This is a genomic window from Grimontia sp. SpTr1 (genome assembly GCF_947387585.1).
Taxonomy (GTDB): domain Bacteria; phylum Pseudomonadota; class Gammaproteobacteria; order Enterobacterales; family Vibrionaceae; genus Enterovibrio; species Enterovibrio indicus.
Map to the genome: position 1 here is coordinate 19,196 of NZ_CANDOD010000001.1, position 24,598 is coordinate 43,793.

Sequence of the window (24,598 nt, forward strand, 5' to 3'; positions counted from 1 at the left end):
ATATGCAACCAGTATAGAAGCTGCCAGAGAAACCACTGACGGTAAAATTGATTTAGATCAATGACTTGTTGCGATATAGAAAAGCACGCTGCGTTTTGTTGTATTGGTCACATCAATATCTTCGCTATCGGAAAGTCAGCGTGACCATGCCTTGTCAGAAAACTTTGCATAGACTTGTTGGTTTACTGACAAGGTCGCGCTAGCTTGTGGGCGAAAAAGTGGTCGTGTGACCCGAATCGAGAACAGTGAATTGAAAAAACGAATGATAAGAGTGGTTAGCGGTTTATTGACCGTAGCATTGCTATTGAGTGGATGCGCGCAGCCGACGACGGAAAAACAGGATGCTGACGTCATCAAACAGACTTATGACAGTCATCTGGCTGAGTTGTCTGCCTATCAATTGGGCCATTATGGTCTTCGTATGTATCGCCAGACCCAAGATGATAAATATCAGGCAGCAGTATGGACTGATATGGCGCGGGTAGCGGATAAGCTGAATGAGTACGCGGCCACGATTCACAGTAAAGAAGATGTGTTGGCTCAGGGCCAGAAAAGACTGAAAGCCTACGATTCTGGAGACTCGGAGCGCGATGAAATTCGCCACGCCGCAGCGCAAGGGCGCGAAGAGTATCTTGTTCTAGGGGCGGGGCTTATCAGCAGCATGGCGCGTGCAAACGAGTATGGGCTGGAGCATATCGACGATGAAAAGCTGCATGAGATCCTCAGTTGGTATGATTTCAGCGAGTATGCCACAGACCCACAAATGATCCGTGCCTGGGCTGCGCAACTCGCCAATCAGGTTTACTGGCTGAAACAGCTGGGTGAGACAGATCATACCGCTGCCTTCGACAAAGCCTTCCGCGACACATATCCGGACAGTGAAGACGCAAACCTCTCTACCCAGCAATACAACAACAAGCTGTATGGAATGACTCATATCATTCTGGCGGCTTCCGAGTACTACAGAAAGCCTGTGAATGAAGCGGACTTCCAGTGGATTTACGACTACTTCCGAGACAATTTCGATGAAATTGCAGCGCGTTCAAAAGAGGACGTGATTGCAGAGATCGGTATTACTTTCCTGCTGGCAGGGCTAGATAACGACCCGGTTGTCACGCGTAGTCAGGACATCATCCAGGAAGCGATTAACCGCGATAAGGGCATGGTGCCGTCGGTCTCTGGCAGTACGGATTTGGCGAAGGGAGAGCACCGCAATGTTCTCGCTATCATGTTACTGGACTGGCAGGGAGCGAATGCGGTACCAATGGCCGGACAGGTCAACCGTGTGGTTTCGAATATCCCTTGGGGACTTGAAGCGGTCGAATAAGCTAGGGGCTGTTGACCTTTGGTGGTTAAATTTTGTTCTCGCTATAAGTGTTTTAGGCGCGGCGAGGTGTGTGCCGCCTAGTCATTCTAAGCAAATACACCTCAACAATGCATAAAACACTTAGAGTACGGGACGTGCAGTCGAACCCTTCGGGCAGCGTTTGTGGGGAGTTTCTGCTGCGTTATCGGCTTCTCATGTAGGCTAGCTACACCTCGAAGCCTCTGCCTTGCATAAAATCCCCACAAACTGCTGCAAAAATCATCACCAAAGGTCAACAGCCCCTAAAAGTAATACGTCATCATGATTTCGCCGTAACTGTCTGGCTCCAATCCATAGAAAAAGTCGCTGGGAGACAAGGCTGAAAAGTCGAACAGCGACAATGCCAGTTCAATGTTCTGGTTAAAACGCCGGGTCAGAGTGACTTCCAGAATGTTGCTGTGATAATCCAGATCATGAAGCAAAGAAATGCTCAGCTGAGTGTCATCCACATCATTAAATGCAGTGTGCAACGCGAGCAAGACATCGTGCTGGTAAAGCGAGAGCAGCATGTCTCCCATTGAATTGTCGCTATACTCTCCAACCCATCGTAAATCGATACCACTGTTAAACAGATCAAACATGCTGTATTCACCAGCGACCACATATTGTGTGGTCTCGTTGAACTCGCCGTTGAGAGTCGGCGCGTTCGATACATTCAGCGCTTCCAGTTTAGTGAGCATATTCCCCATCACCCATTGAATGTCGACGCCAACTTGGGTTGCCGCCGCATATTCTGGTATCAATCGACCGGCTTCAAATAAAAATGCCGGTTCGCGGTTAATGCCATGAAAGCCAAACAGTGCGACATCAATGCTGTCGAACGAATAGACGTATCGTGCGGCAAAGCCCGGATAGTAAGCCTGATGGCTGTTTTTCCAGCGTTCGCTGTCGCCATCAATAACAAAGCCGGCTGACAATCGTTCTTCGTATTCACGAAATCGGCGTTTGGGGGTGTAAGGAAGGTAATAAAAGCTTGCCAGCCCTTCTCCGACATACCCAGAAAGATTGAGCATAGGTTGACCCAGTTTGATGTCACCGTCGAATGCTGCGCCCAAATCTTTTTGATTCAACACATCCAAAATTTGGGCGCCTTCTGTCGCGCCCAAGAACACAATGTCGTAGCCCGCTACCAGCTCCCAATCATCGAAGTCACTCAGCCACCGGCTCTTGTACGGGTCGAGAAAAGGAGAGTCATCGGTATCGCTTCTTGCCCTTAAGGCTGGCTCGATGATGAGAGTGGAGGCATCGGCAATATCAGACGAGAAGCGGGGGATAACGGCCTTGTTGGTCTGGTAGGACGCGACATCTTCGGGGTGTTCCCAAAAGTGTGTGTAGCCCAGCGAGATCTCTCCAGTCGGTGCAGCGGCGAAAGTGAAAGGGACGCAAAGCGATGAAACCGTCAAACAGCCAGCCGATAACCAAGTAACGAAAGCCTGCCGCCGAATCATCTCAAAACTGAGCGCCTTCATTAAAAACATGTCGCCATCCATAACATATCGAGAATTCCTGATACATTGAATGATAGGCATTGGGAAATGAAAAGTGAACCCACAGGAGAGGGAATCCATGACCAGTATCGTTTCTGGGCTGATTAACTTTGGCTACAATCGAACCTTCCTCGAACCCGTTTGGACGGTATTTTTGCTGGCGCTGCTGTCTATCGCAGTGTTCGATCCTCAGCAGTTACCGGTCTCACTTCGGTTTATGGGTGACACCTTTGTCCTGATCATCCCCTTCATCCTGGCTTCATCGCTGATTTATGCTTATGTCTCCGCCACGCAGGCAGACAGCCTGATTGCCAGTGCGTTGCAGGGTAGGCAAGGTGTGGTGATTCTCACTGCGGCGATGTTTGGTGCGCTGTCGCCTTTCTGTTCTTGTGGGGTTATCCCGCTGATCGCGGCCATGCTAGCCATGGGTGTGCCGCTGGCACCTGTGATGGCTTTTTGGATTGCTAGCCCAATTATCGACCCTGTCATGTACCTGTTAACGGCCGGTATCGTCAGCTGGGAGTTTGCCACAGCGAAAGCGCTTGGCGCCATTGTGCTTGGGTTAACCGCGGGGTGGGCAGTGTATCTTGCGCAGCAGGCTGGTTACTTGATAGAGCCGTTGAAACCTTCTGTCACCGGGGATGCCACCACACTGAGTCAGGTGGATAAGCCAGTCTGGCGTTTTTGGGAAGAAGCACCGCGTAAAGCCGTTTTTATAGAAAAAACCACCAACATTATGCTGTTGCTGCTGAAGTGGTTGGCGCTTGCTTTCCTGCTGGAAAGCCTACTGGTGGCTTATGTGCCGACTGAATGGGTGGCGTCCTCGTTTGGCGGTGATACTCAATCACCTATCCTATGGGCGACGATAATCGGTGTACCTGCCTATATCAACGGTTATGTGGCTGTGCCTTTAATCGCTGAATTGATCAACAAAGGCATGCAGCCTGGTGCGGGTATGGCGTTTCTCATCGCGGGCGGTATCACCTCCATCCCTGCCATGATTGCAGTCGTGGCGGTTGCCCGTGTTCAGGTGGTGATGTTTTACGTCGGCTTTGCGCTGATAGGGTCATTCGCTTGGGGACTGCTCTACCAACTTTGGGCTTAGGGCAAGGAGAATTTGGTGAGCAGTGATCTGAGCGAGTTGTTGGTGTCTTTTCTGCAGCCAACCCTCACTACTGTGATTTTTTTCTTATCTTCAGCCGCGCTGAGTCTCGTCATGGCAGTGATTTACGTGCTGTGCACAAGGAGTCGGCACGTATTGATTCGTGGTTTCGTAGGGTTGCTGATAGAGGTTTCCCGCGGTGTTCCTACGGTGGTGTTTGTGCTCTTAATGGGGAATCTTGGCTTGGCTCCTTATTTTTCCGGCTTGGATTTGGAAGGGGTGATTCCTGGTGTGTCGTGGGGTTTCAGTGTTGCGGCAACGTTTATTGTTGTTGGCCTGGCATTTTCCAGTTCAGGGCATCTGGCGAAAATTATCGAAGCGGCAATCTCGACGATCAAATTCGACACGATGGACTACATGTCAACCTTACACCCCGGCGTATGGCTCAAAATCAAGCTGACCTTTTTAGAATGCGCGCCTGCGCTGATCCCTACGGTGTCTGCGCGCTTGGTTCATCACCTTCACAACACAGCCTTTATCTCCATGTTCCCTATAACTGGCATTTTTGCTGCCATGAGGACAGGAGTAATCGAGACGGCGTTGGTGATCCCTTATCTGGTGGTTGCCACCCTGTTGTTTGTGATCCTGGGCTCCTGCATTCACATAATGGGGAATGGTTTGGTGAAGCGATTGCAGCGCAGACCGACCGATCTTGGTGAAACGGTTACTTTGACTGGTTAAAGCCTGACTGCAGGTTGCTGACCAACTCACTGACCATATCACTCTCGCCGCCACAGCAATGCTCAAGTAAGAAAGTGAGAAGATGTCCGATGGTCTCCATATTGACCGAGTAATGGATCATTCTGCCTTCGCGCTTTCGGCGAACCAGCTTTGCGTTGTGCAAAATGGAGAGGTTGGTAGACATGGTGTTTTGACGGATATTCAGTCTTTCAGCGACCTCTCCTGAAGAGAGTCCCTTATCTCCTGCCTTAATGAGGAGACGAAACACGTCCAATCTTGTTTCCTGCGCCAGTGCGGAAAATATTTTTGCGGATTCTTCAGAATTCATAGTTATAGGGTTTTGCTTTTTAAAATAATCAGACCCTATCCAGGCCCCATAAGTTACATACGTTCGATGCGTGGTGTTATACCAATCGTAGTAAATATCTGCTCATCCTAGCTTGTTAAAATGCTCGATCACTGCGTTGAAAAATTTGATTGTAGAATAACTACTTATCGAAATTTTCCGCCTTGTTCTCGAGCATTTTTCCTGCGCTACTTCTGATCAGCTACCTACTGTGATTGGTATTACTTTCAATTTTATCAACACATCGGACGTGTGGCTAAGTGAATACTAACATGCTGCCACAAAAATCACACAGTTCTATAACCCATTGATGTTAAGCATCATTATCACTTTTCTCATATTTGATATCAACATATCAGTATATCTAGATATAATGAATGTATGGAATTCTTAACATGATGAATCACATCGTGGAATTTGGGTCAGGGGCAGGAGGCTTCGGTGGATGGAAGGCAGCTTAGCATTAGCGCAAAAGATGTTATTTGGCTTGCCCCATGCGCAACCGGGTGGATTGGTACTGACTTGGTGCCTGTTTGTCACCACCATCGCCCTGTCTGTTCCCCTTTCTTATCTCTTGGTATGCCTATGCAGCAAGCGCCATTGGTTTCAGGTGGCATCCGGGGCCAGTTTTGCGCTGTTGAGGGCGATTCCACCGCTGGTGATCATTTTTACGATCGACTTTTTTCTTCCACTTGAAACCTTTACCAAAGGCATTCTGGCATTGACGGTGTACTCCATGTCTCATCTGGTTCCCATCTTTGCCAAATACATCCACCTATATCCGGAAAATCTGGATCGGGTGGAAAACGTGCTGAAGTTAGGGCTTTTGGCACGTTATGCCCGACTTCGGGCGCATTGGGTGTTCAAAAAGAGCTTTCCTGCCATGCACACCCACTTTGTTTCACTGTTTAAGGACACCAGTATCGTCATCCTGATCGGGCTGCTTGAACTGAGTGCATTAACCAACTTGCTTGCTAGCCGGGCTTACCGCCTTTCCGATTGGCTGACCATCTTTGCTATTTGCTCTGCCCTGTATTTCTTCAACGTGCAGCTCTTGAACCTTGTCGGTGACAGGTTGCGCCACACTGTTTTCCGGTCAACGCACCGGATGACAAGAAGCATCAACTAAGGAGAGTTTATGTTCCGCAAATTGGGTTTGTTTATTTGTGCTTGGATGACCCTTGTATTTTCCCCAGCCCAGGCAGATGAAAAAGGATCTGTGATCAACAGGGTGAAAGAACGTGGAGAGCTCGTCGTCGGTATCCGTCAGGATAACCCTCCCCACTCTTTCATCAATGAAGCGGGTGATTGGGTAGGGTTTGATGTCGATATCGCCAGCGCCGTGGCCGATAAGCTTGGCGTGAAAATGAAGCGCGTTCCCGTGGATGAAATTACCCGCATCACCTACCTGCAAAACGGCAAGATAGACATGGCTGCAGCATCCATGAGCCATACCTGGAAACGTGATGATGCGGTGGACTTTTCTCAAACCTACTTTTGGTCGGCCCAAACCTTTCTGGTGAGAAAGGACGGCGCAAAATCACTGGAAGATCTGGTGGGTAAAAAGGTGGGCATGAACCGTGGTAGTCACTCGATTGGCAACTGGAAGCATTGGCTGGAGAAAAACGGCCACCCGGTCAACGAAGAAGACATCATCGAGTTTGGTAATAAGCAAATCGCCATGAATGCGGTGCTCTCAGGCAAGATTGCCGGCTGGGCGGAAGATGCGGAAGTCTTGGTCAGTTACGCCAAACCTAACCCCGAACTCACTGTATTGACCGGCGAAGCGATCGGGATGAAACAAGACGGTCTCGGGGTGATTGAAAACGACAGCAAGATGCGTGATGCCGTGAACCGCGCGTTGCAGGAAATCGAATCAAGCGGCGAATACCTCACTATCTATAACCGCTGGTTTGGCCCGGACAGCGAAACCCCAATGCCGCTCGAAAACCGCATTGAGGTTTGGCCGCAAGGCTAATGGGAGAAACAGATATGTTTTCACGCCAACCCTCACCAGCCCCCAACCTCTCGCTGCCCGCGTTGGTGCTTCAGGAAGCCAAGGTCAACGTTGGGTCTGGTGAAACATCCGGCTTTTTCGGTAATTGGCTCGGCCAATCATCCAGTCAGGACTCAGTATCGGTGCTCAATGGCGTCAACCTGACTGTGCCTACCGGTGCCTGGTACATGTTGGTTGGGCCAAGCGGTTGCGGGAAATCTACCTTGCTGAGTGTGCTCAATAACCTCACGCCACTCAGCGGCGGACAGGCGCTGAAATTCGGGGTGCCTGTCGATTGCTGGTGCCGCAAATGGGAGTGCTGTCCCGGCACCCGAACAGGCACTGTGTTCCAAACGCCGGCTCTGTTTGACCAGCTAACCGCACTGGAAAACATCTGCATGGGCTTCGAGTGCCGCGAGAAACGTTGCCTTCACGAAAAGCACCAGAAGGCTTTACTGGTGATGGAAGAACTGGGTATCGCCAAGTTTGCCCATCGTTATCCGCCGGAGCTGTCCGGTGGCCAGCAACAGCGGGTATCCATTGCCCGAGCGCTGGTGGGCGACCCGGATCTATTGCTGATGGACGAGCCCTTGTCAGCACTCGACGAAGCCAATGCTCAAAAGGTGAATCAAATCCTGCTGGAACGTCAGCAGGCTGGCACGACGATCTTGATGGCATCCCACCGTTTGGATGGATGCCTGGAAGCATGCACCGCAAGAGTGGACATGAAAGAGGGCGTCGTCACCGCGATTCAAGCCTGTAACCACTTACCCTCGGCGACAGAGAACCAGGATGCTGTTGCTCTCAACCCCTCCATGGCAAGGAATGAAAGTGTATGGAACTGAAATCGAAAGACACCCGGCTGTTCGATGTGCAGCTGACCTACCAATCGGACTACCAGTTTAAAAATGTCGCCAGTGAGCATGGCAACCAGGCGGGCGAGCCTTATTTGAGTGACGAACCCGATCCTGTTGGCAACAACAGCGGCCCTTCAACCCCGGCGCTACTGGGAAGCGCGGTTGGGCATTGCCTGTCAGCTTCTTTGCTGGAGCACATGCGCTTTCATGGCGCCAAAACAGAGCAGGAGTGCATCGTAACCGATGCGCAAATCACGGTTTACAAGGGACCAGAGGGTTACCCGAGGATCAAAGAAATTAATGTGGCGATTAAGGCGAATGATGGAGGCGGCTTAAGCAGTCAGAACCGCGCGTCCATAGAACGGAATTTCAAGAAGCATTGCACCGTCTCTGCTTCTTTGTCGCCGGCTTTCCCTATCAACGTCACTGTTCAGTGGATATGAAGGAGAAAAGACGTGTCAAACCTAATGACTGAAACACAACGTGTTGAAAACCAAGCCTACAAAGACCTGCTTGCCTATGTCGTTACCAACACCATTTCCGGTGAAATCATGGCGGTGAACAACTATACCACCATGGTGCCGCTTATCGAGGATGTGGATGAAAAAATCCACGTGGTGAAGCAGGCGAGAGACGAAGGCGGACACATCAATGCCCTGACCAAACTTGGCCAGCACATCAACTTTCCCACCATGAAAACCATGGTTGAACCGCAATGGAAAGAGATCGGCCGCTTTGTCAAAGACCGAGCGCGTGAGGGCGATTTAACCTCCTGCATTATCGCGCAGGACATCATGGTCGAAACCTTTGCTACCGTGGCTTACACCGCCCTTCAACGTAACACCGATAAACACACCACCAGTCTTGCTGCCAGCATTTATGCCGAGGAAGTGGCGCACCTTCAACATGGCGTCGATGAAATTCACCGTATGCTCGACAATGATGCCGAAGAGGTGCATCGCGCCTTTGATCTGGCACACAGAGCCGTGATGCCCGCCATGATGAGCATGGTGAACTACAACTGCTTCAGCCTGTGTGACCAACTCAGCATCAAATGTTCCACCGTTTCTCTGGGTGTGATTGAGCAAGATTTGGATCAGCTGCGGATTGATGCCATTGACACCTACATGGAGAAAATCGATCGCATTGGTTTGGACCCAAACCGTGTCGCGCCTTTGCTCTCTTCGCTGGTGGATGATGATTCCTCCAAATGGCAACCAAAAGACAAAGCGGATCTCTCAGGCAACCGCTGCTGTCACTGAGGTGAAAAGCCGGACGGAGCGAAGACATCGTCCGGCCCTAACAAGGAAGGATGCCTATGCGAATTCTCGTGCTCGGGGCAAATGGATATGTTGGCCGTCTTGTCGCGGCATCAGTGCTAATGGAAGCCCATCATGAACTGGTGATTGCTTCGCGGGATCCTGAAACTTTTGAGGAACTGAAGCAGGACATCTCAAAGCTGGCCTGCGACACCCTCGAGGCTTCAGGTGAACCTATGCCGCAAATTGACGGTGATATGACCAAAGGATTCACCACGGTTCAGTTTAATGATGACCTGTTTGACAACCCGGAACTTGAAGGGGTTGAGATGGTGATTAATTGCATTGGGTCGGTGGAATACTTCAATGAAGAAAACCTCAATGCCGTCAATATCACGCTTACGGACTGGATATTGGCGCAGTGCAAAGCAAAAGGCATCGAGAAGCACATCTACATTTCCACCGCGTTTGCACCTGCCGTGAGTACCGGGAAAATTGAAGAGCGGATATACGGGGATGAAGGGGATGACCCCACCTTCTATACCCAAACCAAGCGGAAAGCCGAACAACTGGTCGCTGCGTCCGGGCTCGACTATCTGATCGTGCGCCCTTCTGTTGTGATTGGCGACAGCCGCACCGGGCACTATGCCGGAAAACGCTATGGCATTTACCAACTGTGGGATGGCGCCAAGCGATTACTGCCCGGCCATATCGATGTGATGCGTCTTGCCTGCCCGCAGGCGAGAATGAATTTTGTCCATCAGGACGCAGTCATTGCAGTCATGCGTTTCACCCTCAGAAAACCTTGGCATAGCCGGATCATCAACCTGGCATCCGATTCCTCACACGCCCCAACCATGGAAGCGCTCTGGGCATTGCTTTTCAACGATATCGGCCATCCCGATTCGCTGGAATGGGCACCCACCAATGATGCGCTCGACTATCGCGGCCTGTCGCCTCGCGTGCGGGCGTTCAATGCGTTTTGTCGCACCAATTTAGAGATCGCCAGCCGTAACTGGATGTTTGATCGTCCCAGTATCACGGTCATGAAAGCCGAAGGGCTCGACTTTGCCGAAGCGTTGCTGCCAACCATCCGTATTTGTCAGTCGCACTTTATGGCGTTGTACAACGAGAAAAAAGGACGCGTGTTTAATGAGTAATTACCAGACTAAAACGCAGGGCATGGAGCAGTGGCTGATGCGTTTGGTTTCTTCAGCACTGGCTCGTCCAAAACTGACGTTGCTGCTTGTACTGGGTGTATTACTGCTACTGGCGGGTGGACTGGCAAAGCTGGAAGTGAACAACTCAGCGCGGGTTTTCCTCGCCGTCGGATCGCCGGAAAAAATCGCGTTGGATGAGTTGGAAGCCAATTATTCCAAAGATGAAAATGTCATGTTCGTGGTGGTGCCGCCAGAGGGTGAGTCGGCGTCGAGCCCTGAGACACTGGCGCTGATCAGAAACCTGACGGACGAACTCTGGTTGGCCCCTTATGCGCGAAAAGTCACCTCTTTGGTGAATTTTATTGACCCAGTCGCTGATGCCGAAGGCGGCGGGATGATTGTTGATGATCTGGTGCTGGCGGGGGACGAAGCCAAACTCGAAACTCAGGAAACATTGGCAACATTTTTCAGGGAACGGCCTGACGTAAAAGGTAATCTGACAGACAAAAACGGCGAAGTGACCACGGTGTTTCTGACTGTTGCCATGTCCAGTGAAGACCTATTGGCCGTGAAGAAAGTGGCGCTTCATGCCCGCGAGTTGCAGCAAAAATACCTCGACGCTTATCCCGGCTATCAAATCTACCTCACGGGCTTGGTCATGCTTGATTACGCCCTGAATGAAGCCAGCGATGCGGATTCAGGTTCTCTGGTACCCGCGATGATTGTGCTGGTGTTGGTGCTCATCGGCGTTTTATTTCGCGCCGTCGTGCCTTCGCTTACCGTGTTGATGGTGATCCTGCTCAGCATTATCGGTGCGATTGGCGCGGTCGCCTGGATGGGCTTTCAACTGAATACCGCCTCCGGCGCTGCCCCGCTGATCATACTGGTACTGGCGGTAGCGAACGTCGTCCATATTATTTCGAAAACCTATCACCTCAGACAAAACATGCCCAATGCCAAACCTCTCAACGTGGTGTTGGGTGCCATGGCCTATAACGTGGTTCCCCTTTCTTTGACCAACCTGACCACATTCGTTGGGTTTATGAGCCTCAACTTCTCTGATGTAGAACCCTTCGGTGAGTTGGGCACCATTGCAGCCTTGGGGGTGTTAACCAGTCTTGTCGTGAACCTCACTATCACGCCTTTGGTGTTGAAGTCCTGGTTAGGTCGCAGGAAAAAGCCACTGCCAAAGCTGCCGAAAATCCAGTTTGGGCAGCTGGCGGCAAAGGTTATCGGCCATGCGCGTTGGCTTTTGTTTGTCTTTTCGACGCTTGCTGCCACTGCGTTGCTGGGGCTGCAGCTTATCCAGTTCAACGACAATTTCGTGGAGTATTTTGATAACCGGAACAGCTTCCGTGTGCAGACAGATCTTGTGCAGAATCACTGGGGTGGCATGGGCTTGATTGAGTATTCGTTTGACGCGCCGGAAGGAAAAACGGTCGCTGATCCGGATTATCTCAAACAGCTCAATGCGTTTGCGGATTGGCTGCGAGAGCAACCCCATGTCAATGCCGTGATTGCCTTGCCTGATCATCTTGCCAGACTACATCAGGCATTTAACAACACGCCTTCCGCCATCATCCCGGACGACCCTTATCTGAGCGCTCAGTTGCTGACAACCTATGAGATCTCGGCGCCCTATGGACACAGCTTGAGTGATCGGGTGACGCCGGATTACGCGTCGTCTCGCTTATCGATCATGACAGACAACCTGTCTTCAGCAGAAACCATTGCCATTGAAAAAGCGGCCAACGAATGGATGCTGGAAAACGCCCCTCTACTCTCGGGAACCGCAGGCACAGGACTGTCGCTGGCATTTGCTTACGTGTCAGAGCGCAACAGCCAGTCGATGCTGATGGGAAATTTGGTGACCATCATTACCATTTCATTCCTGCTTTCTCTGGCATGGCGATCCTGGCGGATGGGGCTATTCAGCCTGGTTCCGAACTTACTGCCTATCTTGATTGTGTTCGGTCTTTGGGGGTATTTCGTTGGCGAAATTAATCTGGCGGTGTCCGTGGTTGGTGCCATGGTGATGGGGATCGTGGTGGATGACACCGTATATATCCTGACCAAGTATCAAGAATCGAGGCGGAAAGGCAGCACGGTTGAGCAAGCGGTCACTGACGTGTATTCCGGTGTGGGTTTGGCGCTGCTGGTGACCACGGTCGTTATTGCCCTTGGCTTCGCCGTGATGGCGACATCCAGCTTTGCCATCAACGCTAACTTGGGTTTGTTGGCGTTTGGCGTGGTGATTACCGCGTTGCTTTACGATTTTCTCTTTGTTCCCGCATTGCTGATCACCGCCGATCGAAAGTTGCGACAACACACCGTACAGGAGGTTTGAGATGGTGAAATATCTACCTTGGATGCTGCTCTCAGTGCTCATGCCATTGTCAGTGAGCGTGATGGCGAACGATGCCGAGAAAGGGCGGGAAATAGCAGAGAAGATGGATCAATCCTACAGCGGATATGGTACGTCCCGCGCTGATGGGGAAATGATCCTCTATTTGGGCAACCGGGAAGTGAAACGATCGTTTCGAAGCTTAACGCTGGAAGATCTGGGTAACATTCCCAGCGAGTACAATGTACTGGTGTTTGAATCGCCCGGAGACATGCGGGGGATTGCGTTGTTAACCCATGCCAAAACGGAACCGGAAGATGATAACCAGTGGCTCTACCTTCCCGCTGCTGCGCGAACCAAGCGCATTTCCAGCTCCAACGTGTCCGGCAAGTTTGTCTCGTCCGAATTTTCGTATGAGGACTTGGCGAAGCAGGAAGTGGATGAATACACCTACAAATGGTTGCGCACCGAATCCTGCCCCGGCAGTGACATGACCTGTGAAGTGATCGAAACCTACCCGAAAAACGAAAACTCTGGCTATACCAAACGGGTGATCTGGGTGGACACAGACGAATTCAGAGCGCAAAAAGTGGATTTCTATAACCGGCGCGGCGTTCATGAGAAAACCTTATTGCTGACCGATTACACCTTGCCGGACAACGGGCGATGGCGTCCGCTGAATTTGGATATGACCAATGAGTTAAATGGACGAAGAACCGTGATGGTGTGGTCGAATTACCAGTTTGGCGAGCCCTTGGGCAAGAAGGATTTTATGAGCCAGCGTTTGAAGACGCTTTCGCGGTAGCGAGCTGAAACGAAAAAGGCGGTCATCTAGATGCCCGCCTTAGTCTGTGTCTGTGAGCATATGCTATCGAAACGATTTCTCAGCGTAACGTGCCAGGCCAGAGGTGACTGAGCCAAAGAAGTCACCCGCAACGATAGGCACGCCAGGCAATGTACTTTCTAACAGCGCGCGCAAAATAGGCGAACGTGCACTGCCGCCAGTCATAAAGATAGCGTCGGGTTTGGTCGCCGATTGCGCTAAGGCATCGTTGACCAGTTCACTGACTTTCGCCACTGGATTGGCGATGGCTTCAGCTAACTGTTGTGACGTCGCATTCGCGCTCAGAACTTCCTGAACAATCGGCAGATCAATGTGTGCGCTATCGTGCTCAGAGAGGCGGATTTTCAGCTCTTCCGCGCAGCGGACAATCTGATAACCCAGTGTCTCGCGGTGAACACGTAGCAAGCGTGCAATTTTCTCTGGCTCACTGGCGTCACGCATAAGTTGCTCCAGCACAGCGCGGTTAGCGGAGGCATAGAAGTCAGATTGCGCGACCACGTTGTTGATAGCAATTGGGTTCCAGAACTGGGTTACTGGCATCGCAATACCGCGTTGCAGGGTCGAGTCTTTACCAAACATCGGCATCAGTTGTTCGAAAGCCAGATGGATGTCGAGATCGTTACCGCCCACACGGCAGCCTGAGTGTGCCAGCAATGACGCGCGACGATCGTCTTGGTTTCGCCAGCTTGGTCCCATTTCAATCAAGCTGCAGTCGGTCGTACCGCCGCCAATATCGACAACCAGCACGGTGCTGTCTTTTTCCAGTGTGCTTTCGTATTCAAGGCCAGCGGCAACCGGTTCGAACTGAAAAATAATGTCTTTGAAGCCCGCGCGTTTTGCTGCACGGGTAAGAATAGATTCAGCCTGCTCGTTGGCTTTATCGCCACCGATACCCTGGAAATTAACAGGACGGCCGATAACGGTCTGCAAGATGTCCTGCTGAGTTTCAGCTTCGGCTTGCTGTTTGATGTTCGCCATCATGGCGCAGACCAGATCTTCAAAGAAGCTGATTTGCACATCGCGCAGTCCGGTGGCGCCGAGGAAAGATTTGGGGGATTTAACGTAGTAAACCTCTTCCGGATCCTCGAGGTAAGTATCGAGTGCTGATCGGCCAAAACGGAGATCACCCGGCTCGACATCAATACCTTCTTCGCGGTTAAAACTGACCGCACGACGCAGGAGTTGCTCGCCAACCTGATCGGTGGGTTTGATGTTGAAGTGACGCCAAAGGTATTCACTCACTGCTTCACGGGTAGGCGCGCAGAGGGTGGAAGGAATAAATGGGCTATTGCCTTCAAGGGTTAACAGGCGCGGTGTGCCGTTTTCCATCATGGCGACAGAACAGTTCGCTGTTCCGTAGTCGAAGCCGATAAACATCGGAGATCTCCAGCGTCAAAAAAGCGGGCTAGTTTACGTCAATACATCACGATAGCAAGAGAGACAGATGGGTTTCTGCCTGAGTGTTGACTGAGAAATTCATAGCAAATGTTAGCGCTTGCTAATCAATTGATTACATGGATGTCGTGAAGCTTTATAAGTGAAGTTGCATAAACGATACATGATGTGATGAAGATCAAATTAGGCTTTAGACATATCACTTCAAATAAGTGGAAGTGTAATTCCTCGAATCAAAGGAGGACACCATGAAAAGCGCCAAAGAGTTCGCGGCATGGTTGATGGAGCGTTTCGAATCCCATTCGAATGTGTGGTTGACACGAAACGACATTACAGAGCTCACCAGCCGCCAGTCGGTGCGAAGTGAGTTCATTCATGATGTTCACTGTGAATTGATGAACTATGGCCGCGCCCTTATCGCTGATATCAAAAACAACCGGTATTACATGGTTTCCTTAAGCGATACCTATTGGAAAGATGTCGGTGACATCTATGCAGAGCAAACCAACAAAGCAGACCAAACCAATAAAACCCTAAATTCAGCCAACACAGTTGAACGCTTCCCCGGTGATGCTCAAAACAGCAGGGTGAGGCCTTTGCGCAAATAACTGTCCGTTCTGTTCCACTGCCATTGTTTCTCTTTGATCTTCTATCTTAGGCCTGTGTAAGCAGGCTTCTTTTTTTGGTGACCGCTGAATACGAACATCTTCGGGTTGTTTGGGTATCTAGGGGTCTTGGTGGGATGATGCGCTGAAATGAGACAAATTGAATAATTTTTAAAAAATTAATCTCTTTTAAAAACAGGTGGGTAAGTTGATTTTTTCTGTTGTGCTGTCAAAGATCAACAACATAGACAACGTACGGAAAAGCAGTCTGATTTGCTTTTCCCACGACTCTGCTAAATTAGAAATACGACGTCACTTTGTTCTCACTGCCGCCTTCCATTTTGCAGTCATACGTCGTCAGGGTTAGCAAACAAGAACAGTGCATTCTCGATCCTCCCCGCCTTTATGGAACTGAAAAGGCTGACACCAAAAACGCGCGCCAGAATTGGCTCTGGCGAACTCTGGAGTCAATAACCGGGCTCTTATCATAAGAAAAACATGGAGTGACCTATGTTGCCAGCAACAGAGGTAAAAGCAGTCGTTTTTGAATTAGATGGTACCTTGGTGAACACAGCAGCAGATGTCCGTTACGCAGCGGAAGAAATGCTGGCAGATCTTAAACTCCCCAGCCTGAACGTCGAGCATGTGAGCGACTGGTTGGGCGATGGCACAGACAAGCTCATTCACCGTATTCTTTCGCGAAAAATAGATGGCTCAGTGCCAGATCCGGTTTTCCGGCTCGGCAGTGCGCTTTTCCTCAAAGCTTACCAAAGACGGAACCATGCCAGCGCCGCACTCTACCCCGGTGTTGAAGCGTGCTTGCGTCAGCTAACAAGAAAAAAAGTGCCGATGGTGGTGGTCACCAATCAGGCAACGTCATTGGCTAATGACTTATTGACCCAACTGGGGATCAGAAACCACTTCGCGCTGGTGCTGGGCAAAGATGCGTTACAAGAGCCGAAACCCTCGCCCGATGGTCTGTTGGAAGCGGCATTGCTCTTACACATCAACCCTGATCAGCTAGTGATGGTGGGAGGCAGTGTTAACGATGTTAACGCGGCAAGGGCAGCAGGTTGCGGGGCGGTTTGTGTCAGCTATGGCTACAACTACGGCGTGGATATCCGTTATGCCGCGCCGGATGCTGTGCTGGATTCCTTGGCAGATTTCTCAACCTACTTAGAGGACGAGCAGCCAAGGGCAAGAAAACCAAGGGCACGACGAAAAACGTCAACCCAATCTGCACGAGAAAGGCGCTGAAAAGCGCCTTTCTTTTTGTGTGGCGACCTCGTTATCGCGGCGACACTTCTTCAGTTTTCTTCGCCTGCTTTCGGGTTAAGAACATAAGGGTGAGTAGCACGGCAACTAGTAATCCGCTTCCCATCAACAAGGCATAGTCCTCAAGACGCAGGATGGAATAAAGCAAGATGTAGAGGCCAAGCAACATAGAGAACATCAGCAATCCAGCACGTCGGCTTCCTGTTGCGCTGCCGACATAGGCAGGGATGCTGAGTATCGGCATAATAGCTGCCGCAACATACGCCATGGTGAACCCCAAGTGTTCAGAAAGTGCCAGCAACACCAGATAGAACAGGGTCATTGCCGCGCCCACCATCACGTATTGCAGCATTGAAAGGCTGTGACCCTGACTGAGCTCGAACATCAGCAGCACAATAAACGTCAGCGCGACAAACAGCAGACCATATTTGAGGGAGCGTTCGACTTTTCCATAATGGGTCACAGGCTCAAAAAGCTGGGTGTGGGCTTGTGCTTCGACCAGATTTGCGCCGCGTGTTTCCTTAAAAATTTGCGGGTAGTTGCGGCTGAGATGACTGATTTCCCAGGTCGCTGAAAAGCCTGAATCTGAGATGTTTCTTTCTGTGGGTAACATGCCGCTGAAGCTTGGGTGTGGCCAATCTGTTGTGAGATTGAAGGTGGAAGTTTCGCCCAGAGGCAAAAAGCCGATCCCCTGCGATCCGCGCAGGCGGATTTTAAAATCCAGTGTGAAAGGAGCGGGGTTGTCAGCCAGAGCCACCGGGCGGTGAAAGCCGCGTCGAAGTGCCTCTGTGGTCACGCCAGTGCCAGACATCAGGTTGGCTTGAGGTTCCAACCCTTCACCTGTCACTTCAAACAGATCAACGCCATCAATCGCTTTATTTGCTGAAAGGCCGAACACCAGACGCGCCGAATTAAAATAGATGTGTTCTACGTTGTTGATGGTAGGAAGCTCGAAATCGAACTTGGCCTGACCTTCAATCGTGCTTTGGTAAACAAGCGAGTGGTAAATGCCACGGTCGCGGAAATCGTGGTTGAGCTGGGCGTTGATATCAAGGGTTTTGGGGAGGATGATCAACTCATCCTGCATCACGGTTCGTCGCTCTTTTCGTTCACCGTCATCGTTGGTTTCTTCGGTGATCACTACATAGCTGTAGGGCAATGCTAACACTGGGCCTGCCAGTAATTGTTCGCAGCCCCAAGACTCGCCAATCTCATTGACCACGTCTCGATAAAGGCTTTCCCTTTCCCACGCCATATCCTGCACCAAGGTCAGTGGCGCGATTATCAATACACAAAGAATGGCAGCGAGGACGCCTTTGAGAAACAGCGAACTTTTGGCTTTGATAACGGGGCTTTCAATATTGCCTCCAAAGCGGCTTATTCCGCTTTTGATCAGCGCGAAAGCGCCAAAGCCGAATACGGCGAGAATAACGAGGATGACTATCCCTGCGAAGAATTCAATCATGATGCTTCCTTGGTAATGAGTGAGGTATCCATGGATTTAGTGAATGCCATTAAACCAAAGGAAGTCACTCACAGGAGGGCAGACTGCTGATCAATTGTGGCGGAAAAAGGGCAATGTTTGGGAAGGGAGATTCAACGCATGACTTTCCGCCATGGGTGTTAAATACAAACTCTCTTTCTGTCTCAATATTGGGTCAATTTTGAGACGACCACTTATCGTAAGGTGCAATAAGTTGCTTAGCCTGCCATGTGTAGGTGAAAGGAAGTCTTGGACGAAGCGATAAGGACACGGATGTATGCAAAAGTACTCATTTTTCGCTCTCACCATGTTACTGGCAGGATGCGGTGGCGGAGGTGGTGGGGGAGATAATCCCACACCGAATCAGGTGAAAGATTCTTCGGATTTTCCCGCTGAACAGATAAGGGTCAACGTCAGTTTTAATGCGCTGGGCGACGGTACGGCAAAAGTGAATGCCTATGTCCATACATCGACGGGAGAAAGCTTTATTCCACTCGGCGCAGGAGACAGTGTTTTACTAACAGCAAACGATGAAACGCAAAGTCTAAAATTAACAAAAGATGAAATTATCGAGGGCTCTGGGTCGTTTGGTGGAGAATATTATTCGTTAGTGTCTCGGGATAATTATCCTGAATACACACTCACCTTTGTCCGTGAACAAGGCTCTTATTCAAATGCTTTCACTTTTAGTCAAAATGATATTCCGACGCCCTTTGTTTTACAGGGAACGCTTTCTAATGAAGTTATTGACTTGAGATGGTCTCCAGAGGCTGACCACTCATATACTTTGCTGGGTCCAACGTTTTTCTGTTATAGCGGAAATACGGTAGAGGTCAAAGGTGGTCATCCGTCTGAGGGAGATCTAAATGGCGTTTACAACAAGAGCCTGACCGAGATTTTCAATCTAAATCAGAGCCAGTTAGTTGCTGGGAAAAGTGGATGCTACATCGAAGCAGAGGTGCTTGGTTTTAAGGTAAACCTCAATAAAGCGTCTGAGAATATATTGGTTGATGTTTCCCAGCGGCGGAATATCCGTTTTGATCTGAACTAGCGCTAAACGGAAGGAGAGGCAACTAGCCTCTCCTCTCGTTTGCGATTATTCATCCCTCAACAGCGCTTTGGCAAGCAGGGAAACCGCTGCTGACAACAAAACGATATCTTTCAGCAGGAATTGTCCTGGCACCACGGAGATAGCAGGGAAACCACCTAAGCTAGCTTCAGCGATCGGCGCGGTGAACAAGAAGCTGGTGGTTACCGCGAATGTCACGGTCGCACCCACTGCACCCACAATGGCAATAGTGCGATTTAACGGCGCCAGCAGCAGAGCAACAGCCGTAGCGATTTCAACCGTACCAATCAGGTTAGAAGCACCTTGCAGGCTAAATACACTATACAACCAGCTTGTAAGTGGACTTGATGCAACAAGACCTTGAATCGCGCCCGCTTCATAGCCGGTAAACTTCATGGCACCAATCCATGCCAGCACGATAACGATAGAGAATCGCACTGCGTTGTCCGCAATATTATCGAGTGTATAAACCCAGCTAGCGCGTTGGTTGTTGATTCGGCCGTGTACATTGTTAATCGTCGTCATGATGCTTCTCCTTAAACTTTTATGTCGTCGTATTTGTTTGGATTAAACCGCGTTGGTTTGGCTTTCCAGAATTTTTTCGAATTGCCCGTTTCTGATGGCTCGTTGTAAGTCGTCATTACCGCCGACATGCACGTCTCCGACAAAAACCTGCGGCACCGTGCGGCGTTGGCTGCGCGTTTTCATTTCGTCAAGCAGCGCAGCATCATCACTGACTTCAATTTCCAGAAAATCGAGTCCTCTGAGTCTCAGTGCCTTTTTCGCTGCTCGGCAGTGTGGGCAATAGCTCTTGGTGTAAATTTCAATCTTCGGCATGGTCGTGCTCCGTTGTGTTTGTGTATGGCTTTACTTTAGGTGTTGCGGTCGGGACTATCTATGCATAATAATCTTGATTAAATACATCGATCGTATAGGTGGGCTATCAGTGGAAGTGATGAGCGATATTCTCCGCGCCATTCGGGTGGTAGGCAGTGTGTATTTCTGCAGTCAGGTAGAAGCGCCGTGGACGAAAACCTTTCAGGATTTGGATTACGCCAGCTTCCACATGATTCGTCGTGGAGCCTGCTGGGCGAACATTGATGGGCAGATTGAAATGTTGGAAGCGGGGGATCTGATCTTCCTCGGTCCGGGACAAAATCACGAACTTTCTAGCCTGTCTCCTGTTAACGGAAAGCCAGATCTGAATGACACCACCTTGCTGCTATGCGGCTCATTCAGTTTTTCACGTACCGCGACAACACCGCTGATGGATGTGTTCCCCCGCATGACGATTGTGCGCGACAAAGACTTTGCCAATCACCCTTGGCTGCGCAGCACTTTTGATCAGCTAAGCGCGGAATATATGTCGCAAGGGCCGGGTTCTGAACTTATCGTCAATAAGCTCACGGAGATCATTCTGGTTGAACTTATCCGCATTAACTTTGGGCGCGAGCAATCCAGCCCGTTTTTGGATGCGTTGAACGACAAGCGGATTTCCAGAGCGCTGCAGCTTCTTCACGATAACCCTGAGCTCAGCTGGACGTTGGAATCCGTCGCCAGCCAAATCGGCATGTCCCGCGCAGCATTTGCCAACCGCTTTTCCTCGTTAGTCGGTCAACCTATGTTTGGCTATCTCACCAACCTCCGTATGCAAAAAGCACAGGAGTTACTGCGCGAATCTCTGTTGCCGATCTATGAGGTTGCCGAGCAGGTGGGTTATGAATCAGAACGTGCTTTTACGCTCACCTTTAAAAAGCATTCGGGAACCACGCCTAAGCGGTTTCGGGCCCAATAGCTCCCTGTCCAATAGTGCGCTGCCCAATTGTCACCATGACAATTTTTTCATTTAATTCAAATAAATGGAGCGTTTCTCTCAGCCGTACATGCAAGAGAATGGTCGTAGAAAAGAGGGTAAACCTTTATAGGATGTCAGCGATAGGAATTAGGAGGTTCAAATGACGATGAAAGAATACGCAGAGAAAAGCGTGCTTTGCTGGCTGGCGACAGTTGACGAAGATTTAGTGCCGAATGTTTCCCCCAAAGAGCTTTTTACCGTGCTTGATGATGACACGCTACTGATTGCCAACGTCGCTTCCCCCGTCAGTGAAAAGAATATTCTGTCGAACAATAAGGTGTGTGTTTCCTTTGTGGAAGTCTTTGAGCAACGAGGTTTCAAAGTGAAGGGAATAGCGCGAGTGATTGTACCTGAAAGCACAGAATGGACGGGCTATTTAGCAGCACTTCGTAAGCTGGCAGATGAACGCTACCCTATCAAAAATATCTTTGAAGTGAAGATAACATCCAGCGCCAGAATCCTTGCCCCAAGCTATTTCCTATTTTCAGAAACAACGCCAGAAAGTCAGATTGAGAGCGCGCTGAAAACCTATAAGGTTCGCCGCTAAAGCTCCGTCTTTTTGAACCGTCCCTGAATCGTTTCTTCAACGAAATACCGTCCTTCCGGGTTTAACGCCCGTACTGATGGGTACACGCAATAATCGCGTCTATTCAGATAAATATCAGGGATAAAACCAGTAAGAGCCTGACATCTAATGTCTTTCAGGAAGTGTGAACATAAAATCGGCACAAAGCGCTAGGAAATTAGGCATGAAGTGGTAAAAATAACAGCTTGATGATAGATGTCTTTCATTGTTGATCTTATTGCAAAAAGCCGCATAAAAAATATGTGTTATCAGTGAGTTAAATTTATGACAGGAAAGGCCTGATATGCTCACTGGCGTCACATATTGGCTCAAGTAATGTTAGAGTTCTGTCAATTTGGATGCGTGATGTGAACTTATCTGATAATTAACATATTCGTAATTTGCTAATTTATTGGGTGCTTAAATGACGACCTACTCAAAAGACCAGACTGCGATAGAAAACCTCACCGAGGAACAATATCGTGTCACACAAGAAAACGGCACGGAGCGCCCGTTTACAGGGGAGTACAATCGCCATTTTGAATCAGGCATTTATGTAGATATTGTGTCTGGTGAGCCTTTATTTTCGTCCTCAGCAAAGTTTAGTTCTGGCTGTGGATGGCCGTCTTTCTCCAAACCCATCGTCAAAGATAACGTCACAGAACATTTCGATACCAGTCACGGAATGCGACGTGTAGAAGTGCGTTCGAAACATGGTGACAGCCATCTAGGCCATGTTTTTACGGACGGTCCTAAAGATAAGGGTGGCTTACGTTACTGCATTAATTCCGCTTCCCTGCGTTTCATTCCAAAAACAGAAATGGAAGCTGAAGGCTTCGGAGATTACTTAGACCAAGTCGAGTAATACCCCCTCCTAAATCGGTGTGGATTATCCTGACTATCGTTGGTTTTTGCGGGTTTCTCGGTATAAAAGTTGTACATTGCAACTTACTATGACTGAGGAACACAACAATAAACTGACCTTGAGGCAGGGATGACCACACCGTTTTTATTTCAACTTTCTCTCTTTTCCGCAACCTTGCTTTGCGCCCTCGTTGCAGGTTTGGTACTCGGTTTTGCGGTGGTGGTGATGCCTGGAATCCGTCGACTGGAAGACAGAGAATTCCTGCGTACATTTAAGGTGATGGACGGTGTGATTCAAAACAACCAACCCTTGTTTATGTTCGTATGGGTCGGTTCTATTTTGGCAGTTGTGGCGACTCTGGCTCTGGGAATAGGGAATACGTCGGGATTAAGCCAGCTATTGCTTTTGGCGGCCACACTCTTATATCTACTCGGTGTTCAACTACCAACAATCCGTTTCAATATACCTCTCAACAACCGGATTCAACGTCTAAATCTGGACACAATGGAAGCAAACGAATTACGCGACGCAAGGGAGACATTTGAACCCAACTGGAACCGTTGGAATCAGTTCAGGACTGTTGTTTCCTGCATATCGGTTGGCTTGATGCTGGCCCTCATTTTCAGGCTTTAAATAAGATCGGGATGGAAATACCGGTCTGCCACTCTCTACAGGGAAGGGTTCACCATGCTTTATTTCATCGGAATACTGATACTGATTGGGTTTGTCGCTTACCGAATGACCCCACCGGAAAAGCTGTTCGAACTTGGCATTTCTGCTGAGCGAAGAATATCGGGTTTGACCTTAAAGACATCGAATATCGAAGAAGGCGAAATTGCCTATCTAGAAGGTGGGTCGGGTACGCCACTTCTGTTGCTTCACGGCTTCGGTGCAGACAAAGACAACTGGGTGAGAATGGCGAAGCACCTCACTGGCAAGTACCGGGTGATTGCGCCGGACCTGCCGGGGTTTGGAGAAAGCTTCAAACAGCCTGACTTAAACTATGATGTGCCTGCTCAGGTGGCACGCCTTAAAGCTTTTGCAGAGTCTATTGGCTTGTCGAAGTTTCACATTGGCGGTAATTCTATGGGAGGTTACATTGCGGGAAATTACGCGGTGGAACACCCTGATCAAGTGCTGAGTTTGTGGCTTCTTAACCCGTTAGGCGTCGCAACCTCGCCAGACAGCGAGATGTTTGCCATGTTACGCCAGCAAGAACGCCCCGCTGTGTTGGTAGGCGATGCCGAACAATACAGAGAACTTTTGGCGTTTGCGTTTCATAAACCACCATTTATCCCTGGGGTGATGATCAAAGAACTCGCTAAACGGGCAGAAGCCAGCTTTCCGCTGAATAGCCAAATCTTCCAACAGATCCACCACCTCAATGACGGGCAAGTCCATTTCACTGTGCCACTGGATACCGTGCTCGAAGGCTTCGAGCGACCAACACTGATTACCTGGGGTGATAAGGACCGAGTCCTGCATGTTGCCGGTGCAGACATCCTTGGCAAATTAGTCCCTCAGTCGGAAGTGCACGTGATGAAGGATATGGGGCATCTTCCGATGATTGAAGCGCCTTCCCAAACGGCGAAGCAATTCCTTCAATTTGACCAAGCGTAAAGCAAGGTAAAGCTAAGTAAAGCGCCTTCTTTTTCCAGAAAAAATCACGATACTTGCGCGTATTGTTGAGCATGAATAAGAAGGAATAACTCAATGAAAAAATTAGCGATTGCTGCTTTGGTATTGTTTGGTTTGATGGGCACCGCCTATGCATTTGATGCGCATTGGATGCATGGCTGGGAAATGTCAGAACTCTCATTGTTTGGCTGTGGGCATGGTAGCCATCATTAATGCTAATGACTTTGATAAAGGAGCCACATTGTGTGGCTCTTTTTGTTTGTGCCCTTTATGAATGATTAGTTTTCCCTCAGCCAAGAAGAGGCTTCTGTGATCTGACGTGAGGCTGATGGTCTTGAGGCTTTAT

Annotated in this window: 26 protein-coding genes; 20 read left to right on the top strand and 6 right to left on the bottom strand. The window is 49.7% G+C overall.

Annotation, left to right across the window (positions count from 1 at the left end):
* Positions 1-262 precede the first annotated feature (262 nt).
* Entirely contained in the window at positions 263-1,327 is a 1,065-nt protein-coding gene (locus QL223_RS00085; RefSeq protein ID WP_281543485.1) for a DUF3541 domain-containing protein, read from the top strand.
* A 281-nt stretch (positions 1,328-1,608) separates the two neighbouring features.
* Here the strand turns inward: QL223_RS00085 and QL223_RS00090 are convergent, their stop codons facing one another.
* Positions 1,609-2,844 carry a hypothetical protein gene (locus QL223_RS00090; protein ID WP_281543486.1) on the bottom strand — a complete coding sequence of 412 codons (1,236 nt, stop codon included), beginning with the start codon at positions 2,842-2,844 and terminating at the stop codon, positions 1,609-1,611.
* A gap of 88 nt (positions 2,845-2,932) precedes the next feature.
* Between QL223_RS00090 and QL223_RS00095 the strand changes: the two genes are divergently transcribed.
* Positions 2,933-3,958, top strand: a complete 1,026-nt coding sequence (locus tag QL223_RS00095) for a permease (protein WP_281543487.1) — start codon at positions 2,933-2,935, stop codon at positions 3,956-3,958.
* A 15-nt stretch (positions 3,959-3,973) separates the two neighbouring features.
* Positions 3,974-4,696 (top strand): hypothetical protein, encoded by a 723-nt coding sequence (locus QL223_RS00100; protein WP_281543488.1) that lies wholly within the window; start codon positions 3,974-3,976, stop codon positions 4,694-4,696.
* Here the strand turns inward: QL223_RS00100 and QL223_RS00105 are convergent.
* On the bottom strand, positions 4,680-5,024 hold the full coding sequence (locus QL223_RS00105) for a metalloregulator ArsR/SmtB family transcription factor (RefSeq protein ID WP_046308477.1): 345 nt from the start codon (positions 5,022-5,024) through the stop codon (positions 4,680-4,682). The two genes, QL223_RS00100 and QL223_RS00105, sit on opposite strands and share 17 nt — an antisense overlap.
* Positions 5,025-5,487: 463 nt before the next feature.
* Here QL223_RS00105 and QL223_RS00110 point away from each other — a divergent pair, with 463 nt between their 5' ends.
* Genes QL223_RS00110 through QL223_RS00145 form a run of 8 tightly spaced genes read left to right on the top strand, consistent with a single transcriptional unit; the run spans position 5,488 to position 13,463 of the window.
* Positions 5,488-6,171, top strand: a complete 684-nt coding sequence (locus tag QL223_RS00110; RefSeq protein ID WP_002538116.1) for a hypothetical protein — start codon at positions 5,488-5,490, stop codon at positions 6,169-6,171.
* Between the two features lie 9 nt (positions 6,172-6,180).
* Positions 6,181-7,020, top strand: coding sequence for a transporter substrate-binding domain-containing protein (locus tag QL223_RS00115; RefSeq protein WP_281543489.1), 840 nt, complete (start codon positions 6,181-6,183; stop codon positions 7,018-7,020).
* Between the two features lie 14 nt (positions 7,021-7,034).
* Positions 7,035-7,883, top strand: a complete 849-nt coding sequence (locus tag QL223_RS00120; protein ID WP_281543490.1) for an ATP-binding cassette domain-containing protein — start codon at positions 7,035-7,037, stop codon at positions 7,881-7,883.
* A complete protein-coding gene (locus QL223_RS00125) occupies positions 7,874-8,338 on the top strand; it encodes an OsmC family protein (protein ID WP_002538119.1) in 465 nt (154 codons plus the stop codon). Before QL223_RS00120 ends, QL223_RS00125 begins: the two co-directional genes overlap by 10 nt.
* 12 nt (positions 8,339-8,350) lie before the next feature.
* Positions 8,351-9,157: a ferritin-like domain-containing protein gene (locus QL223_RS00130; protein ID WP_281543491.1), complete on the top strand. Its 807-nt coding sequence runs from the start codon at positions 8,351-8,353 to the stop codon at positions 9,155-9,157.
* A 56-nt stretch (positions 9,158-9,213) separates the two neighbouring features.
* On the top strand, positions 9,214-10,314 hold the full coding sequence (locus QL223_RS00135) for an NAD-dependent epimerase/dehydratase family protein (protein WP_281543492.1): 1,101 nt from the start codon (positions 9,214-9,216) through the stop codon (positions 10,312-10,314).
* Positions 10,307-12,661, top strand: coding sequence for an MMPL family transporter (locus QL223_RS00140; protein WP_281543493.1), 2,355 nt, complete (start codon positions 10,307-10,309; stop codon positions 12,659-12,661). The genes QL223_RS00135 and QL223_RS00140 overlap by 8 nt, the downstream gene beginning before the upstream one ends.
* A 1-nt stretch (position 12,662) precedes the next feature.
* Complete coding sequence (locus tag QL223_RS00145; RefSeq protein ID WP_281543494.1) at positions 12,663-13,463, top strand: outer membrane lipoprotein-sorting protein; 801 nt, start codon at positions 12,663-12,665, stop codon at positions 13,461-13,463.
* 63 nt (positions 13,464-13,526) lie between these two features.
* On the opposite strand, the gene yegD is transcribed toward QL223_RS00145, so the two are convergent.
* The gene (gene yegD, locus QL223_RS00150) at positions 13,527-14,879 is read right to left on the bottom strand and encodes a molecular chaperone (RefSeq protein ID WP_046304169.1); all 1,353 of its coding nucleotides are present in this window, start codon (positions 14,877-14,879) and stop codon (positions 13,527-13,529) included.
* A 266-nt stretch (positions 14,880-15,145) separates the two neighbouring features.
* Between yegD and QL223_RS00155 the strand changes: the two genes are divergently transcribed.
* Together QL223_RS00155 and QL223_RS00160 are read left to right on the top strand one after the other, a co-directional pair.
* Positions 15,146-15,505 carry a hypothetical protein gene (locus QL223_RS00155; protein WP_281543495.1) on the top strand — a complete coding sequence of 120 codons (360 nt, stop codon included), beginning with the start codon at positions 15,146-15,148 and terminating at the stop codon, positions 15,503-15,505.
* A gap of 507 nt (positions 15,506-16,012) precedes the next feature.
* Complete coding sequence (locus QL223_RS00160; protein ID WP_281543496.1) at positions 16,013-16,759, top strand: phosphoglycolate phosphatase; 747 nt, start codon at positions 16,013-16,015, stop codon at positions 16,757-16,759.
* 31 nt (positions 16,760-16,790) lie between these two features.
* Here the strand turns inward: QL223_RS00160 and creD are convergent, their stop codons facing one another.
* Complete coding sequence (gene creD / locus QL223_RS00165; protein WP_281543497.1) at positions 16,791-18,242, bottom strand: cell envelope integrity protein CreD; 1,452 nt, start codon at positions 18,240-18,242, stop codon at positions 16,791-16,793.
* A gap of 295 nt (positions 18,243-18,537) precedes the next feature.
* Here creD and QL223_RS00170 point away from each other — a divergent pair, with 295 nt between their 5' ends.
* Complete coding sequence (locus tag QL223_RS00170) at positions 18,538-19,311, top strand: hypothetical protein (protein WP_281543498.1); 774 nt, start codon at positions 18,538-18,540, stop codon at positions 19,309-19,311.
* A 45-nt stretch (positions 19,312-19,356) separates the two neighbouring features.
* Here QL223_RS00170 and QL223_RS00175 read toward each other — a convergent pair whose 3' ends face one another.
* Positions 19,357-19,854, bottom strand: coding sequence for a DUF417 family protein (locus QL223_RS00175; protein ID WP_002538130.1), 498 nt, complete (start codon positions 19,852-19,854; stop codon positions 19,357-19,359).
* A gap of 42 nt (positions 19,855-19,896) precedes the next feature.
* Positions 19,897-20,166, bottom strand: coding sequence for a glutaredoxin 3 (grxC, locus tag QL223_RS00180; RefSeq protein ID WP_002538131.1), 270 nt, complete (start codon positions 20,164-20,166; stop codon positions 19,897-19,899).
* 109 nt (positions 20,167-20,275) lie between these two features.
* Between grxC and QL223_RS00185 the strand changes: the two genes are divergently transcribed.
* The 6 genes from QL223_RS00185 to QL223_RS00210 all read left to right on the top strand — a co-directional run bounded on the left by QL223_RS00185 (position 20,276) and on the right by QL223_RS00210 (position 24,465).
* Positions 20,276-21,124 carry an AraC family transcriptional regulator gene (locus QL223_RS00185; protein ID WP_002538132.1) on the top strand — a complete coding sequence of 283 codons (849 nt, stop codon included), beginning with the start codon at positions 20,276-20,278 and terminating at the stop codon, positions 21,122-21,124.
* 160 nt (positions 21,125-21,284) lie between these two features.
* On the top strand, positions 21,285-21,731 hold the full coding sequence (locus QL223_RS00190; RefSeq protein ID WP_002538133.1) for a pyridoxamine 5'-phosphate oxidase family protein: 447 nt from the start codon (positions 21,285-21,287) through the stop codon (positions 21,729-21,731).
* A gap of 442 nt (positions 21,732-22,173) precedes the next feature.
* A complete protein-coding gene (gene msrB / locus QL223_RS00195; RefSeq protein WP_002538134.1) occupies positions 22,174-22,614 on the top strand; it encodes a peptide-methionine (R)-S-oxide reductase MsrB in 441 nt (146 codons plus the stop codon).
* A gap of 129 nt (positions 22,615-22,743) precedes the next feature.
* Entirely contained in the window at positions 22,744-23,247 is a 504-nt protein-coding gene (locus QL223_RS00200; RefSeq protein ID WP_002538135.1) for an anthrone oxygenase family protein, read from the top strand.
* 54 nt (positions 23,248-23,301) lie between these two features.
* Positions 23,302-24,234, top strand: a complete 933-nt coding sequence (locus QL223_RS00205) for an alpha/beta fold hydrolase (protein ID WP_002538136.1) — start codon at positions 23,302-23,304, stop codon at positions 24,232-24,234.
* A 93-nt stretch (positions 24,235-24,327) separates the two neighbouring features.
* A complete protein-coding gene (locus QL223_RS00210) occupies positions 24,328-24,465 on the top strand; it encodes a hypothetical protein (RefSeq protein WP_002538138.1) in 138 nt (45 codons plus the stop codon).
* Positions 24,466-24,598: the final 133 nt, after the last annotated feature.